The organism is Ezakiella sp. (assembly GCF_034180565.1).
Classification (GTDB): domain Bacteria; phylum Bacillota; class Clostridia; order Tissierellales; family Peptoniphilaceae; genus Ezakiella.
In genome coordinates this window covers 77,669-92,243 of the sequence record NZ_JAXFOB010000010.1, presented here as the reverse complement: position 1 = coordinate 92,243, position 14,575 = coordinate 77,669, and the positions used below count along the sequence as shown (strand labels likewise).

The following is a 14,575-nucleotide window of genomic DNA, read 5'->3' as shown; positions in this document are numbered from 1 at the left end:
TAGAATTGGGTATAAATAAATTAGACTAAAAAGAAAAGGTGATGACATGAAAATAAGATTTAAAATGCCGCATGAGGCGAAAAGGATAGAAGTAGAATATAAAGATGGAGAAACAGTACTCGAAATAATTAAACGCGAATTTGAAGGTTACAAAAATTTTCTTGGCGTAGTGGTAAATTCTGAACTCGGAAGTTTAAATTATAAACCGAAGACCGGCGACGAGATAACACTTTTGGATATTGAAAATTCTCTTGGACTTAGGATTTACACTACAAGTCTCTCAATGATTTATGCTTATGCGATAAAATCTCTTTATCCGGACATGAATATTGTGATTGAGCACTATGTCGGAAGCACAATTTATACGGAAAAGACTTCCGAAGAGCCATTCACAATCGAAGAAGTGAAAAATATAGAAAAGAAAATGAGAGAAATTGTCGAGAAAAACATTGCGATTGATATGGAAAAATGGGATTCAAATAAAGCTTTGGACTATTATCGAAAAATAAATAGACAAGACGTAGTAAAGCTTTTTGAAACAAGCGATGTTCAAGATGTAAATATATACAAGATGAACGAATTTAAGGAAAAATTTGAAGGAGTTCTTGTTCCGAGTACGGAGTTTATTGAAAAATTTGAACTCTCGTATTACTATCCGGGACTTTTGATTCGTTTCCCGTCGAGCGACAATCAGTATGAGATTGATACTGAAGAAGAGGAAGCAAAACTTGCTAAAACTTTTCAGGACCACACAAAGGATGCGCATATAATCGGCGTCAACTATGTGGGTGAGCTGAATGAAAAAATTTTAAAAGGCATGAGTCGCGATTTGATTTTGGTTTCGGAGAGCTTTCTTGATATGCGCATCCGCGATATTGCGATAAAAATTGCAGAGGACCCGGCAAAGAGAGTTGTTCTTATAAGTGGACCCTCAAGCAGCGGAAAGACAACTTTTGCACAAAAACTTAAAATCGCACTCGCTATGTATGGCTTAAATTCGATTGAGATTTCAACTGACGATTATTTTGTAGACAGAAAGCTGACACCGAAAAATCCGGACGGCACATACGACTTTGAAACGATTGAAGCGGTCGATATGGAGGCGCTGAATAAAGATATTATAAAACTTATCGAAAGCGGGGAAACAGAAAAGAGAAGTTTTGATTTTATCGAAGGGAAACCGATTTTCACGGGAGAAAAACACGAGCTCGGAAGCAGCGGAATAATCATAATCGAAGGGATTCATGCGCTAAATCCTATTTTGTCAAAAGATGTCCCGAACAGAAACAAGCTGAAACTTTATCTTTCGGCGCTAACAACGATGAATATCGATTCGATGAACAGACTTTCAACAACTGACGTAAGATTTTTAAGGCGTATGGTAAGAGACGTAAGAACAAGAGGGCGTGACGTTTCGACGTCGTTAAACGAGTGGGAAAATGTAAGAAGGGGAGAGGACAAATATGTATTTCCTTTCCAAGAACAAGCGGATATAATGATAAACACAAGTCTCTTTTACGAGATTGCAGTTCTAAAAAAACACGCTATGGCGCTTCTTGAAAAAGTACCGTCGACTGATAGAAACTATGTCAGAGCAAACAGATTGATGGACATGCTTAGATATTTCGTTTCGATTGAAGACGATTCGATGATTCCGAATACATCGCTTATAAAAGAATTTATAGGCGGAAGTATATTTGAATAATTTTTTGAAAGAAAAAACCACGATTTTTGAAGTCGTGGTTTTTGTGTTATCTGAAGCTTTCGATTATATTATCTTTTATTTCATGCATTTGTGAATTCATATCATTTAAATAGTTATTAAATTCATAAATGCGATCATAAATCGGATATTTCCAAATTGTTTCGGATTCATCCCCATATTCGGAATTGATTGCTTGTGTGAATTTGTCTCTGTCATTAACGCCAAATGAAACGGCGCCAATCACAAGAAACAGTAGAGTTATAGCTGTGAAAATCAAAAGAAATTTTTTCATTACTTATACCTCCTTAAGAATTTTGCTTGCCAGCTGTATATGCATGCGACAAGTTGGAAGAACCATTTGAAAAGGAAAAACGCCAATACGAAACATAAAATCGAAAGGCCTATAACTCCAATTGGTAGTGTCCATCTTGTTAGCGGATTCATCATAATGAGGTGACCGTTAACATAAGCATTTCCGTATAGAAGCACGCCGATTGCCTCCAAAATAAATGTGAGCGGTAAAAGTGCAATACATACAATTCCTCCAAACATTGCAATGAGTGCAGGAACTAAAAAAATAGTCAAAAAGAAAAATAGAACTGCATAAAGTGCGATTACGCCAAGGCTTCTTTTTTCTTTAATAACTGTGTCGCCGACTTCCTTGTACTCTCTGACTTTTTTAGGTGCAAATGTTGAAACAATTGAGTTTAGATTTTCTATCGAACCTCTTGTTTCGTCATAAGTTTTGCCGAGTCGTTCAGCTTCTAGAAAATACTCGTCGTATACGCGCGTGATTTCATTTGCGGCAACGTCTTTTACGCCGGAGCTCTTTAATGAAAGTTTTAAATCGTCAAGAAATTTACTTTTCATTATCATTACCTCCTTTGTCTTCGACAAATCCGCCGGAAATATTATCTTCCGTTAGCTTCGTCTCCTTTATATTTTTTCCGAACGATGCATACTCAACAGAGTTGTCATTGTTTATTATAACTGTATCGTTTTTTACATCGCTGTTGTGGTTGTAATATTTTTTCATGGTTACAACTTGAGCTGAAAGCTCATTTGAAAGTTCATTCATATATTTCACTCCCTCATTTGTAAGAGTGAGATATTTTGCGTTATTATCATTTTTTTCTTCAATTATATTTTGACGTCTAAAATCGATAATAGTTTTTACGATTTTGGAAGTGGCAGGGCATAGGTCCCGCAAATCCTGACATACAGTATAATAAGATATTTTTGAATCTTGTTTTTTATGAATGTCATTTAAAACTGCTGATTCCAACAGCATTTCATATGTTATCATAACTTCTCCTTTCTATGTCAAAAGACTGTCTATTTTTTTGCCGGAGGAAATATTATTTATCCCCTCATGATACTTTATACCCAAAATTAACCCAATACTAATAAGATTTGCAATTTGGAATGTTCCGCCCGATGAAATTAACGGAAGAGGAATGCCGGTTACCGGCATAAGACCCATTGTCATGGCTATATTTTCCCAAATATGAATTAAAAACATTGCAAAAACACCGATGGATAAAACTTTTGAAAAATAATCCGAGTGTCTTGAAATATGAAGAATTCTTGTAAGCAGCAAAAAATATAAAACAAGAAGCAGTGCACCGCCTAAAAATCCAAGTTCTTCTCCAATCATCGGGAATATAAAATCGGAGTGCTTAAGCATCAAAAAGTTTCCTTGATTTTGCACGCCGTTGTACAAACCGCGCCCTCTGAATTTACCCGATGACAAACTTATTTTTCCGATATAGGCTTGCATTCCCGTACCGAGAGTGTCTCTTTCAGGCTCCAAAAAGTCAAAGATTCTCTCTCTTGCATATTCGTCCATATTGAACCAATGCACCGGAAGATAGACAAGTACGGAACCTATCGCAATTAAAATATATTTCCAGTGAATGCCGCCGATAAAAAACATCGTTGCTATAATTCCCATAAAAACAACAGCGGTACCGAAGTCCGGTTGTTTTAAAATAAATGCGACCGGAATAAAAGCGAGCACAAGAAGTTTTATAAGGGTAAACGGTTCGTTCAGCTTTTCTTTATTTTTATCCATAAATGCCGCGAGCGACACGATAAGTCCTACTTTTACAAACTCAGAAGGTTGAAACTTGAATGAATCGGTTCCAAGCCAAGACCTTGAGCCGGAGTAGGTTATTCCGAAAAGTAGTGTCGCAAGAAGAACGCCTACGCACACAATATAAATTGGCCACGCAAGTTTTTTTATCAATTCAGGCGGTGTTATTACAAGAATCGCCATGACGATAAGCCCGAGTATTGTAGAAAGCCCCTGCGAGCGCATATAGCTCGAGTGTTTTGCTGCACCGTAGCTCATGGTTGTTGAATTTACCATTATGAGACCGAACGCAAGCAGCGCAAGCACAACCGCAATCAAAAAATAATCTATTCTTTTGTAAGTTTTCTTTTTATCAAAAAACATAAAATCTCTCCCAACAAATATATTATACATTATATCAGAAAAAAATTGAAATGGAAAATTTTTATATAAAATGATAAAATGAATCTATGGAAAGTAATCTTTTAACACTTCAGGAAAATTTAAAAATTTTAGGATTCACGGAGTTTGGAATAATACCGACAACAGATTATTCGCAGCCCGATTACAATCCGGAACTTGTCGACTACTACAATGAAAGTCAAATAAAAAACAATTTTGATATGAGCACATTTAATTCGATCATTGTTTTACTTATGAACTATCGCCCGGAAATTTTAAAAAGCGGAAGCATGTCAATCGGTTCAAATGAAAGGGACTACCACATTGTTTTTAGGGAAAAGATTAAAGAGCTGAGCGAGCTTATGAGTCTTGGAAACTTTGCTTGTTATTCAGACACCGGACCACTTTTTGACCGTACGCTTGCAATTGAAGCGGGGCTTGGTTTTATTGGGAAAAACGGTTGTTTGATAAATCCGAATATTGGAAGTTTTTTCTTTATCGGATATGTGCTCACGGATTTGAAATTTGAAAAATTTATACCGTATGATATAAACAAATTTAAACAGCCGATTTGTTTAAATTGCTCGAGGTGTATAAAAGCGTGTCCAACCTCCGCAATAAGAGAAAGGGAATTTCGCCCGATGAGATGTCTTTCACATCTCACTCAAACGAAAACACCGGACCCGGAACTTGAAGGAAAGATTAAAACATTTTATGGATGCGATATTTGTCAAAAAGTATGTCCGTATAATTATGAAAAGCCGAAAGGCATGAGTGAATTTTTATCGGGCGACGAGATGAGTTATGAGGATTTGTTTACGCTATCCAACAAAGAGTTTAAAAATAAATATGGCGAGAAGGCATTTTTTTGGAGGGGACGCTCGATTGTAAAGAGAAATGCAATCATAAGAGCGCACAATATAAATGACGATTCGATTCTAAAGTATTTGAAAGAGGAGCTTAAAAAGGACAATATTACAAAGGAATATATTTTAAAATATTTTTCTGATTCTATTTAATAAAAGATTTCGTTTGAAGTCTTTTATTTTTTTATTTATTGGGTATATATTATTTAGTTACAAAAAAATTTCAATTTATGTAACTCAATCATTCAAATACCTTTATTTTAAAATTTGGATGTGGTATAATGAAACTAATAAGAAAAATGTGATTTAGATTACATAGCATATATTTATATTTCGAAATGTTCTATAAATCAAATATATTATTTTTCTTAAAATAAGGAGGATTAACATGAAAGCATATACTGCGGATAACATCAGAAACATATCCCTTTTGGGGCACTCAAGCTCCGGTAAAACAACTTTTACCGAAGGAGCATTGTTTGCAACGGGTGTGACTTCAAGACAAGGAAGAGTTGAAGATAAAAACACCGTTTCCGACTTTGACAAGGAAGAAATGAGTAGAGGTGTTTCAATCGGAACTTCTGTAATACCGGTTGAATACAACAACATCAAATACAATATCTTGGATACACCGGGTTATTTCGACTTTATTGCTGAAATGTATGGAGCAAAAAGAGTTTCGGACGGTTCCGTTATTATCATCGACGCCCAAGCGGGAGTTGAAGTCGGAACTGAAAAGGCTTGGAACAACGTTGAAAAATACAACACACCGAGACTTATATTTTTAAACAAGATGGACAAAGATAATGTAAAATTTGAAAAGGTCTATCAAACTATAAAACAAAAACTCGGAGACAAGGTCATTCCGTTTACAATTCCAATCGGCGACGGAGATGAATTTAAAGGTTGCTATGATGTTTTGGATAAAAAATATCATAAGTTCGACGGTCCGGACGGAATTGTTGAAGACGCTCCGCAAGAATTGATTGATAAATGCGAAAAATATATTTTGGCTCTGAATGAAATCGTCGCTGAAAGTGATGAAGAACTCATGGAAAAATATTTTGCCGACGAGCCGTTCACGCAAGAAGAATTTATCAGAGGTATAAAAACGGCTGTCGCATCCGGAGAACTATGCCCACTCTTTATTGGAGTTGCAACAGAAGGCATTGGAGTAAAGAGAATTTTGGATGCGGTTATGAGATATATTCCAAGTCCGAAGGATCACCCTATTCAAAAAGGTATTTGGGACGAACAAATTATAGAAAGAACAACAGACGTGAACGACAAGTTCTCTGCCGTTGTATTCAAGACAATTGTCGACCCGTTTGTTGGAAAACTTTCACTATTTAAAGTTCTCTCCGGTAAGATTACAAAGAACACAGTTTTATATAACTCCGGAAAAGACAAGACCGAAAAGATGGGCGGACTCTTTTATCTAAGAGGAAAGACACAAATCGATACCGACGAGATTGTTGCAGGTGATATCGGTGCGATGTCAAAGCTTCAATACACTGAAACAGGGGATACTATTTGTGACGCTGAAAATCCGATTGTATATGAACCACTGAGATATCCGAAACCGACACTCTTTATGGCTGTTTATGCTAAGAAACAAGGCGATGAAGACAAGATGGCTCAAAGTTTGTTTAAGCTACATGACGAAGACCCGTCGTTTGTCATAGAAAGAAACAGCGAAACAAAAGAACTTTTAATCGGCGGTCAAGGAAATATGCAACTTCAAGTTATTCAAGACAAGCTCTTAAACAGATTTGGCGTTGATGTTGAACTGAAAAATCCGAAAATTGCATACAGAGAAACAATCACAAAGGTCGCATCTGTTCAAGGTAAACATAAAAAACAATCCGGCGGCGCAGGTCAATATGGTGACGTTTGGATTAGATTTGAACCGTGTGATGAAGACTTTGTATTTGATGAAGAAGTTTTCGGCGGCGCAGTTCCAAAGAACTACTTCCCGGCTGTTGAAAAAGGTTTGAGAGAATCAATTGAACATGGAATTCTTGCAGGATATCCTGTAGTTCATATGAAGGCGGTTTTGTATGATGGAAGTTATCACGATGTCGACTCGAACGAAGTTTCGTTTAAAATTGCCGCACAACTCGCATTCAAAAAAGGAATGGAAGAAGCCGCACCGGTTCTATTGGAGCCGATTGTAAAAGCTGAAATCTCAATTCCTGAAGAATACATGGGCGATGTTATGGGCGATATGAATAAACGTCGTGGAAGAATTCTCGGAATGGAACAACAAAGAGACGGTAGCCAAAAGATTATCGCTGAAGCACCGCATGCTGAAATGTTCCAATACGCAATAGATTTGAGGGCAATGACTCAATCGAGAGGATCGTTTGAAATGGATTTCGTTCGCTATGAACAAGTTCCGCAAGAAATTGCAAAGAAAATCCAAGAAGCTAGTGAAAACAAGTAATAGGGATACAAAAAATATATAGATTATGTACAAAAGAAACCGGGTTGAGTAAAATCAATCCGGTTTTTGGTTGTTGAGTTATTTATATGGGAAATTTATTGCGGTATTTAAATCGTAAAACTATTTATGAAATGAAAAATTTGAGACGAAATTAAATTTATTTTCCACCTTTAAGTTCATCCAAAAATCTGGAAATTTTAAATTCCTGGTTGCCGTCATTTTTATACGCATACATAAAAAGATTTTCTTTCGCACGTGTCATTCCGACATAGAGAAGCCTGCGTTCTTCTTCGAGTTCATTCTTCGTTATGTGTTCGCCCGGAATCTCACTGTTTAAAAGGTCCAAGAGTATAACGGTGTCAAACTCGAGCCCCTTTGAAGCATGCATACTCATGAGTTTTATTTCACTTCTACTTTCTCTTAGCGCCATATTCCTGATGTCCTCAAGGCGATTCAAAAAATCTTCGATATCTCTGCAACTGTTTGAAATTATTCTAAGGGTTCTGAAATGTCTCATATATCCTTCGAGCCCGCGATTATTTAAACGCTTGAAGTGGTTTAGATAATCGAGATAGCCGCAGTGATTGAGCAAAATGTCAAGACCGTTTTTCGAAAAATTTTTGAGAAGCGCGCGTCTTGAATACTCGAGCTCTTCGATGAGCTCTTTTTTGTATGAAGGCACTTCAAAATTGTTGTAAATCTTTTCGAAATATGTTTTTCCAGGTGTATTTTTTATGGAATTTATCTCTTTTCTCGAGATATAACCCTTGAGTTTAAAGTAGACATTTGAATAGCTTTCGATATCCGACGGGTCATTAAAGAACTTTAAAATATCCGTTATATCTTTGTACACGACTTGATTGAAAAAATCGATGTTGTGGTCTTTGAGTTCAAATGAAATAAGCTCGCGGTCAAGCGCATCCATAAGCGCAACTGCGGAAAGATTGTTTCGATAAATCAGAGCAACTTCACCGTCTATATCCTTAATCGTCTTTATAATGTGGTCGTACTGCGATTTGCGGGATTTCATTATTCGCACTTTTACAGTCGAGGACTTGTCCTTGTCAGCGCAAATATTTTTCTTGTATCTGATATTGTTGTTTTTTATAAGTTTCGATGCTGAGTTTACGATTTCAAATCTCGAGCGATAGTTTGTTTCAAGATAAATAATTTTTGCATTTTTAAATTCTTCGCCGAAGCGCATAAGCATTTCCGGGTTTGCACCGCGAAAACGATAAATACTTTGGTCGTCGTCTGCAACTGCAAAGAGATTTTCTTTTGAAGTGAGGAGACTCTTTATGATTGACCATTGAATTTTCGAAGTGTCCTGCGCTTCGTCGAGAGAGATGTATTTGAATTTATTTTTGTAATGGTTTCTTATTTCCGCATTTTCTTTTAAGAGTTTGTCCGCAACAATCAGAAGGTCATCGAAGTCATACAAATCGTTTTTGGATTTATAATTCTCATAGTCGTTGTAGTATTCTTCAAAATTGTTTAAAATCATCGCGCGGTCTTCGGAAGATGTGGGAGAGCCGAGAGTCTTCATGTTACTAATCGCACTCAAAAGATTTCGATATTCTTCAATTGTAAGCGGAGCTTTTTCAAGTCGCATCTTGGTGTGATTTAAAATGTCGAATCTAAGACTTCCGAGGCGCCTGTCCTCGATCATTCTGAAACGTTTCTTTTCCTTTTGACACATGAGAGAAACTATATCATAGCAAAGCGAGTGAATGGTTTTTATGTTTTGAACTTTTATGTCGTCGCCTAGTTCTTCAATTCTTTCTTTCATATCGTTTGCGGATGCGCGCGTGAATGTGAGCGCAAGTATTTGGGAAGGGAGCACGCCGTGGACTTTAACGAGATTTATAATTCTTTGAATAAGTATCGTCGTTTTTCCGGCGCCCGGAACTGCAAGCACAAGACAAGGTCCGTCGACGTGTTCAATAGCTTTTATTTGTGATTCCGAAAATTGCATAACCTTCCTCCTTGTGTAAAATGAACATTTATATTATACACGAAATTCAGTTATATGTCTAAGTTTTCGCTTTTTACTGTATATTTTGAGACGTTTATGTTATAATTATAATAATGTATTTATTCTATTTGGAGGTATTATATGAGTTTAAACGTATTGAGAAAAAATCTAGGCATATATGGTGCAAACACATATATTTTATATAATGACAACAAAGAAGCTGTCGTTATAGATTGCGGCGGCGATGCCGACGAAGTTGAAAAGTTACTTAAAGAACACGACCTAAAACCGCTTGCATTAATTCTTACGCATGGACATTTCGACCATATTGCCGGTATGAATGATTTGAGAGAGATTACCGGCGCTCCGATTTACGGATGTGAAAAGGAAAGAGATTTATTTGAAGATGCAGAAAAAAATCTTTCACAAACGACTCTCGTCGGAGCGAAGACTTTAAAATGTGACCACTATTTTAACGACGGCGACGAACTTGCGTTTGGAGATATAAAACTTAAAGTTCTTGCAACGCCGGGCCATACGGAAGGTTCCGTTTGTCTTTACAACGACGAAATGGTATTTACGGGCGACACACTTTTTAACAGAAGTGTTGGAAGAAGCGATTTGTATTCGGGAAATCAAGCGCATCTAAATGAATCACTCAAAAAAATGAGGGATATGTTAGATGGAAAACTCATTGTTTATCCGGGACACGGACCGGAATCCACAATGAAGTTTGAAGTTGGAAACAATCCATATATTACAGGTTTGGTATAATGATAGACATTAAATGCAACAACATCTCTCCTCACAGAACATGGGAGGAAATGATAAAGGCATTTTTTGACTACACACCTTTTGATAAATATGAGGGAGATATTCTTTTTGAAATAACAAAAAAAGACGATTCGATTTATTTGAAACTTTTCAAAGACAATGAGCTTTTGGACGAAGGGGAAGCTGAAATTGCTCCGCTCGACGAAGTGCGTGCGACAAAAGTTTTAATTTATGAAATTCTATCGAAAACTTTTGAAAAAGAATTGCCTTGGGGAACTCTCACGGGCATTCGTCCGGTAAGTTTTTTCAATTGGACAAAAAAGCAATATGGAAATGAACTCGGAAGAGAAATTTTCTCTACTAGATATCATGTGCGCTCAGACAAAGTTGCATTGTGTGAAGAAATCGATGCAATCGAGCGCAAAACGATGACTCGATACAAGGACAATCATTTGATTTATATCCACATCCCTTTCTGCGAAACGAGATGCAACTATTGCAGTTTTTCGGTCATGACAATGGACAAATTCGGGAAATGGATGGATAAATATTTCGAAACGCTTTTGAAAGAAATTGAAGAAGGTTACGATATTTTACCTCCAGAAAAAGCATGCAGTCTTTATATCGGTGGCGGAACGCCGTCGACCTTGAGCATTGAAAAGACAAAAAAACTTTTATCAGTAATAAATGATAAGTTTAAAAATTTGGTAGAGATAACTTTTGAAGCGGGAAGACCGGAGAGTATAACTACTGAGCTTCTTGAGGTTTTAAAGAGCGAGGGCGTTTCAAGAATAAGTATAAATCCGCAGTCGATGCAACAAAAGACGCTCGACGCAATCGGAAGAAAGCACACCGTTGAGGACATATACGCCGCATTTGAAAGGGCTAAAAACTACGATATCGACATAAACACGGATATGATTGTCGGTTTTAAAGGAGAAGGCGTGGCTGATGTGACGGACACACTTTCAAAACTCATTGCACTTGAGCCTGAAAATATTACGGTGCATTCACTTGCACTTAAAACCGGAAGTAGAATCAAAAATCAGAATGTGGACTTTTCGTACGATGAATTTATCGACAGAAGAAATATTTATGATATTCTTCGAAAGAACTCATACAGACCGTATTATCTTTACAGACAAAAGCGCCAGGTGGGAGAAGCTGAAAATATAGGTTTTTCAAAAGAAGGAAAAGAAAATATTTTTAATATTCTTTCGATGAACGACGAGAACAATGTCTTGGCATTTGGAATGGGCGCAGTTTCAAAGTTTGTGGATGAGAATTTGGACTGTAGAAGAGTTTTCGGATTCAGAGATGTCATTTATTATATAGAGCATTTGGATGAATTAAATGCAAATAAGAGAGAAATTGTAAATAAGTATTTGTAATATATAGCCAATAGTATTATAATGTAGAGTAGATTATTAAGGAGGATTTTTTATGAGAGGAATGGGAAGCTTAAGACGAAGCGTTATGTGCGGAGACTTAAGAAAAGAAGATATATCAAAAGAAGTCGTCGTAATGGGTTGGGTTCAAAGAAGCAGAAACCTCGGCTCACTTATTTTTACAGACGTGAGAGATTTGAAGGGAATTGTGCAAGTTGTTTTCAATGAAGAAAACAAAAATCTTTTTGAAAGCGCAAAGGAACTCAAGAATGAATATGTTGTTGCTGTAAAGGGCACAGTTCGCGAACGTTCGAGCAAAAACGAAGAACTCCCGACAGGGGAAATTGAAATTTTAGCAAGCGAACTACAAATCCTTGACGTTTCAAACACACCGCCGATTTATATCAAGGACGACGACAATGTAAAAGAAGAAGCAAGATTGAAATACAGATATCTCGATTTGAGAAAACCGAGAATGCAAAATGTTTTGATGCAAAGATCAAAACTTATGCACATCATAAGAAACTTTTACTATGAACACGGTTTCCACGAATTTGAAACCCCGATTTTAGGAAAGAGCACACCGGAAGGCGCAAGAGACTATCTTGTACCGTCAAGAATTCACCCGGGTGAATTTTATGCGCTTCCGCAAAGTCCGCAAATTTACAAACAACTTTTGATGGTTGCAGGCATGGACAGATATTTCCAAATCGCAAAATGTTTCAGAGACGAAGACTTGAGACAAAACAGACAACCTGAATTCACTCAAGTTGACGTTGAAATGAGTTTTGTTGACGTGGACGATGTCATTTCAATTCATGAAGAATTGTTTAAGCAACTTTTTAAAGAAATGGTCGATGTCGACATTGAACTTCCGATTATGAGAATGAAATTTGACGATGCTATGGAAAACTATGGAGTTGATAAACCGGATTTGAGATTCGGAATGGAACTTAAAACTTTAAACGATTTATTTAAAGACAGCGAATTTAATGTTTTCCAATCGACAATAAAGGACGGCGGAAGAATCAGGGCGATAAATGTTCCGGGTGGAGATGAACACATTTCGAAAAAAGGCATGAAAAAGCTCGAATCTTTTGTAAAAGATTTCAAAGCAAAGGGCCTTATCCACTTGAGATATGACGATGAAAAATCAAGCTCAATCGATAAATTCATCACTGAAGAAGAAAAAGATAAAGTTTTTGAATTTATGGGTTCGAAAAAAGGCGACGTCGTTTTAATTGTTTGCGACACATTTAAAATCACATGTGCAGCACTTGGAAACTTGAGAAATAAACTTGCAGCTGACATGGGACTTTTGAAGAAGGGCGACTACAAACTTCTTTGGATTGTAGACTTCCCACTCTTTGAATATGATGAAGAATCGGACAGATATGTTGCGGAACACCATCCGTTCACAAGTCCGAGATTTGAAGACGAAGACAAGATGCTCACGGAACCTGACAAATGCTATGCAAAGGCATACGACATTGTTATAAACGGGGAAGAAATGGGTGGAGGTTCAATAAGAATCAACAACTCCGACCTACAAGACAAGATGTTTAAAGCAATCGGCTTTACCGAAGAAGAAGCTCAAGAGCAATTCGGATTTATGATTGAAGCTCTAAGCTACGGAACACCGCCACACGGTGGTCTCGCCCTTGGACTCGACAGAATGGTCCAATTGTTCACAGATACTCCGAACATAAGAGACGTTATTGCATTCCCTAAGACACAAAGTGCAACATGTATGATGACAGACGCTCCTTCAACCGTTTCGGATGCACAACTTGATGAAGTGCACCTTGACGTAAGAAAAACAGAATCAAATGAAGAAAACTAAGGATATAAGAACGCTTGCTCTGATTGGTGACGAAGCATTCGAAAAACTTAACTCATGCCGAATAACGATTGTCGGCTTGGGCGGAGTTGGAGGAATTGCTTCGGAAATGCTTGTAAGGGCAGGCGTTTCTCATCTAAAACTAATAGACTTCGACGTGTTTGATCCATCGAACAGAAATCGTCAATTGGGCGCTTTAATAAGCACGGAAGGCAGAAAAAAAGTTGAAGTTTTTAAAGAACGCTTTTTGGATATCGACGAGCACGCGGAGATTGAAACGATTGCAAAACCGCTTACAAATGAAAATGCGGATGAATTTTTAAAGAACTCGGACTACATTATCGATATGTGCGACGACGTGGATGCAAAGTGCGCAATAATAAAATATTCCGTCGACAATAAAATTCCGTTTATTTCAGCGATGGGAGCAGGAAATAGAACAGACATTTCAAAATTATTTATAAAGAAACTTTCGAAAACGAGTTATTGTCCACTTGCAAAGAAGCTAAGACAAAATCTTCCGAAGAGGTATCAGGATAAGACGAAAGTCGCATATTATGAGGGGGAAACCGTTTCTGTTGATAAAAACTTAGGATTTGTCGGCACAATAAGTTATTCTCCGAATTTTATGGGTATAAAAATAGTGTCGGAAGTTATTAGTGACATTATTAAGAGGTGATTATATGGATTTACTTGGAGTAGTTTCTAAATTAGATGGAGACGAGGCCGAAGTACAAATTAAAAGAGTTTCAGGTTGCGGTGGGAACTGCGACCATTGTGGCGGAAGCTGCGAGAGTGCATTTCACGGTTTGAGAGTCAAAAACACAATCGATGCGAAAATCGGAGAAACCGTGCAAATTGAATTTAGAGAAAGCGAATCCATGAAAGCGAGTTTGATTATTTATTTAATTCCGCTTGCAGGATTTTTACTCGGTCTTCTCGGAGCTTTTTTAATGAATATGAGCGATATGAACGCACTTTTGGTTGCGGTTATCGGACTTCTTATCGGTTTTTTTATAATTCACTTGGGTGATAAAAAATATAAAAAGAATAATATACTTGCGACAATAAAAAAATTTAATTGAGTAAACATTTAAATCAGGTT

At 37.0% G+C, this 14,575-nt stretch carries 13 protein-coding genes; 8 read left to right on the top strand and 5 right to left on the bottom strand.

What is annotated here, in order from left to right; all coding sequences use genetic code 11:
• The first annotated feature begins 46 nt into the window (after positions 1 to 46).
• Positions 47 to 1,705 carry a nucleoside kinase gene (locus SPI61_RS02290; protein WP_321136524.1) on the top strand — a complete coding sequence of 553 codons (1,659 nt, stop codon included), beginning with the start codon at positions 47 to 49 and terminating at the stop codon, positions 1,703 to 1,705.
• Positions 1,706 to 1,751: 46 nt separating this feature from the next.
• On the opposite strand, the gene SPI61_RS02285 is transcribed toward SPI61_RS02290, so the two are convergent.
• From SPI61_RS02285 to SPI61_RS02270, 4 genes are read right to left on the bottom strand one after another with little or no spacing between them, the layout of a single operon-like run.
• Positions 1,752 to 1,997, bottom strand: a complete 246-nt coding sequence (locus SPI61_RS02285) for a hypothetical protein (RefSeq protein ID WP_321136523.1) — start codon at positions 1,995 to 1,997, stop codon at positions 1,752 to 1,754.
• Positions 1,997 to 2,575: an HAAS domain-containing protein gene (locus SPI61_RS02280; RefSeq protein WP_321136522.1), complete on the bottom strand. Its 579-nt coding sequence runs from the start codon at positions 2,573 to 2,575 to the stop codon at positions 1,997 to 1,999. The genes SPI61_RS02285 and SPI61_RS02280 overlap by 1 nt, the downstream gene beginning before the upstream one ends.
• A complete protein-coding gene (locus SPI61_RS02275; protein WP_321136521.1) occupies positions 2,565 to 3,011 on the bottom strand; it encodes a hypothetical protein in 447 nt (148 codons plus the stop codon). Before SPI61_RS02275 ends, SPI61_RS02280 begins: the two co-directional genes overlap by 11 nt.
• Before the next feature lie 12 nt (positions 3,012 to 3,023).
• A complete protein-coding gene (locus tag SPI61_RS02270; RefSeq protein ID WP_321136520.1) occupies positions 3,024 to 4,163 on the bottom strand; it encodes an FtsW/RodA/SpoVE family cell cycle protein in 1,140 nt (379 codons plus the stop codon).
• Positions 4,164 to 4,249: 86 nt separating this feature from the next.
• Between SPI61_RS02270 and SPI61_RS02265 the strand changes: the two genes are divergently transcribed.
• Both SPI61_RS02265 and fusA read left to right on the top strand, forming a co-directional pair.
• Entirely contained in the window at positions 4,250 to 5,200 is a 951-nt protein-coding gene (locus SPI61_RS02265; RefSeq protein ID WP_321136519.1) for an epoxyqueuosine reductase, read from the top strand.
• A gap of 235 nt (positions 5,201 to 5,435) precedes the next feature.
• Entirely contained in the window at positions 5,436 to 7,493 is a 2,058-nt protein-coding gene (gene fusA / locus SPI61_RS02260; RefSeq protein WP_321136518.1) for an elongation factor G, read from the top strand.
• A 157-nt stretch (positions 7,494 to 7,650) separates the two neighbouring features.
• On the opposite strand, the gene SPI61_RS02255 is transcribed toward fusA, so the two are convergent.
• Positions 7,651 to 9,468 (bottom strand): ATP-dependent helicase, encoded by a 1,818-nt coding sequence (locus tag SPI61_RS02255; protein ID WP_321136517.1) that lies wholly within the window; start codon positions 9,466 to 9,468, stop codon positions 7,651 to 7,653.
• A gap of 141 nt (positions 9,469 to 9,609) precedes the next feature.
• On the opposite strand from SPI61_RS02255, the gene SPI61_RS02250 reads away from it, so the two are divergent.
• From SPI61_RS02250 to SPI61_RS02230, 5 genes are read left to right on the top strand one after another with little or no spacing between them, the layout of a single operon-like run.
• Positions 9,610 to 10,242 (top strand): MBL fold metallo-hydrolase, encoded by a 633-nt coding sequence (locus tag SPI61_RS02250; protein ID WP_321136516.1) that lies wholly within the window; start codon positions 9,610 to 9,612, stop codon positions 10,240 to 10,242.
• Positions 10,242 to 11,633 (top strand): coproporphyrinogen dehydrogenase HemZ, encoded by a 1,392-nt coding sequence (gene hemZ / locus SPI61_RS02245; RefSeq protein ID WP_321136515.1) that lies wholly within the window; start codon positions 10,242 to 10,244, stop codon positions 11,631 to 11,633. The genes SPI61_RS02250 and hemZ overlap by 1 nt, the downstream gene beginning before the upstream one ends.
• Before the next feature lie 52 nt (positions 11,634 to 11,685).
• Complete coding sequence (gene aspS / locus SPI61_RS02240; protein ID WP_321136514.1) at positions 11,686 to 13,473, top strand: aspartate--tRNA ligase; 1,788 nt, start codon at positions 11,686 to 11,688, stop codon at positions 13,471 to 13,473.
• Positions 13,460 to 14,149, top strand: a complete 690-nt coding sequence (locus SPI61_RS02235; protein ID WP_321136513.1) for a ThiF family adenylyltransferase — start codon at positions 13,460 to 13,462, stop codon at positions 14,147 to 14,149. The genes aspS and SPI61_RS02235 overlap by 14 nt, the downstream gene beginning before the upstream one ends.
• Positions 14,150 to 14,153: 4 nt before the next feature.
• Positions 14,154 to 14,555 carry a SoxR reducing system RseC family protein gene (locus SPI61_RS02230; protein ID WP_321136512.1) on the top strand — a complete coding sequence of 134 codons (402 nt, stop codon included), beginning with the start codon at positions 14,154 to 14,156 and terminating at the stop codon, positions 14,553 to 14,555.
• The last annotated feature ends 20 nt before the right edge of the window (positions 14,556 to 14,575 follow it).

Excerpts from the sequence above, each read along its gene's own strand:
- fusA (WP_321136518.1), top strand. The coding sequence starts at position 5,436 with ATGAAAGCATATACTGCGGATAACATCAGAAACATATCCCTTTTGGGG.
- SPI61_RS02230 (WP_321136512.1), top strand. The coding sequence starts at position 14,154 with ATGGATTTACTTGGAGTAGTTTCTAAATTAGATGGAGACGAGGCCGAA.
- hemZ (WP_321136515.1), top strand. The coding sequence starts at position 10,242 with ATGATAGACATTAAATGCAACAACATCTCTCCTCACAGAACATGGGAG.
- SPI61_RS02270 (WP_321136520.1), bottom strand. The coding sequence starts at position 4,163 with ATGTTTTTTGATAAAAAGAAAACTTACAAAAGAATAGATTATTTTTTG.
- SPI61_RS02235 (WP_321136513.1), top strand. The coding sequence starts at position 13,460 with ATGAAGAAAACTAAGGATATAAGAACGCTTGCTCTGATTGGTGACGAA.
- aspS (WP_321136514.1), top strand. The coding sequence starts at position 11,686 with ATGAGAGGAATGGGAAGCTTAAGACGAAGCGTTATGTGCGGAGACTTA.
- SPI61_RS02265 (WP_321136519.1), top strand. The coding sequence starts at position 4,250 with ATGGAAAGTAATCTTTTAACACTTCAGGAAAATTTAAAAATTTTAGGA.
- SPI61_RS02250 (WP_321136516.1), top strand. The coding sequence starts at position 9,610 with ATGAGTTTAAACGTATTGAGAAAAAATCTAGGCATATATGGTGCAAAC.
- SPI61_RS02285 (WP_321136523.1), bottom strand. The coding sequence starts at position 1,997 with ATGAAAAAATTTCTTTTGATTTTCACAGCTATAACTCTACTGTTTCTT.
- SPI61_RS02280 (WP_321136522.1), bottom strand. The coding sequence starts at position 2,575 with ATGAAAAGTAAATTTCTTGACGATTTAAAACTTTCATTAAAGAGCTCC.
- SPI61_RS02255 (WP_321136517.1), bottom strand. The coding sequence starts at position 9,468 with ATGCAATTTTCGGAATCACAAATAAAAGCTATTGAACACGTCGACGGA.
- SPI61_RS02290 (WP_321136524.1), top strand. The coding sequence starts at position 47 with ATGAAAATAAGATTTAAAATGCCGCATGAGGCGAAAAGGATAGAAGTA.
- SPI61_RS02275 (WP_321136521.1), bottom strand. The coding sequence starts at position 3,011 with ATGATAACATATGAAATGCTGTTGGAATCAGCAGTTTTAAATGACATT.